Annotated in this window: 1 pseudogene; it reads right to left on the minus strand. The window is 63.4% G+C overall.

Annotated elements, in window-relative coordinates:
• Positions 1–176: 176 nt before the first annotated feature.
• Positions 177–434 (minus strand): annotated as a pseudogene (locus KBI52_RS00760) (IS110 family transposase); the annotation flags it as partial.

The following is a 434-nucleotide window of genomic DNA, read 5'->3' on the forward strand; positions in this document are numbered from 1 at the left end:
GGCCCTGATGTTTTACGCTGAAGCTGGTCCCTCTCACGTTATCGCGCTTGGCTGACGCAAGACAACACCACGGGTTGTCCAGATCCGGCGGTCCATATCCGCTGTGGCTTCACATCATCTCATCATCACCGTGCCAACTGAGTTGCCCTGCGGGGCGAATAGTCTGAACTGGATGCCTATGCCGCCGCCGCGACAGCTCCCTGGCTCCCGGGCTCGTAAGCCGTGCTTCTGGCCATCACCGCCCAGGCGATCCGGGCCATCTTGTTGGCCAAGGCGACGGCGACCACCTTGAACGGCTTCTTGGCCAGCAGAGACCGGGCCCAGTCCGCCAGGGCCGTCCTGGTTTTGCCGGACTTCATGCTGTAGAGCGCCGCGTGCGCTCCCACGACCAGCAGCTTGCGCAGGTGCCGGTTGCCCATCTTGGAGATGGAGCC

This window comes from Microvirga sp. HBU67558, from assembly GCF_018069605.1.
GTDB lineage: Bacteria > Pseudomonadota > Alphaproteobacteria > Rhizobiales > Beijerinckiaceae > Microvirga > Microvirga terrae.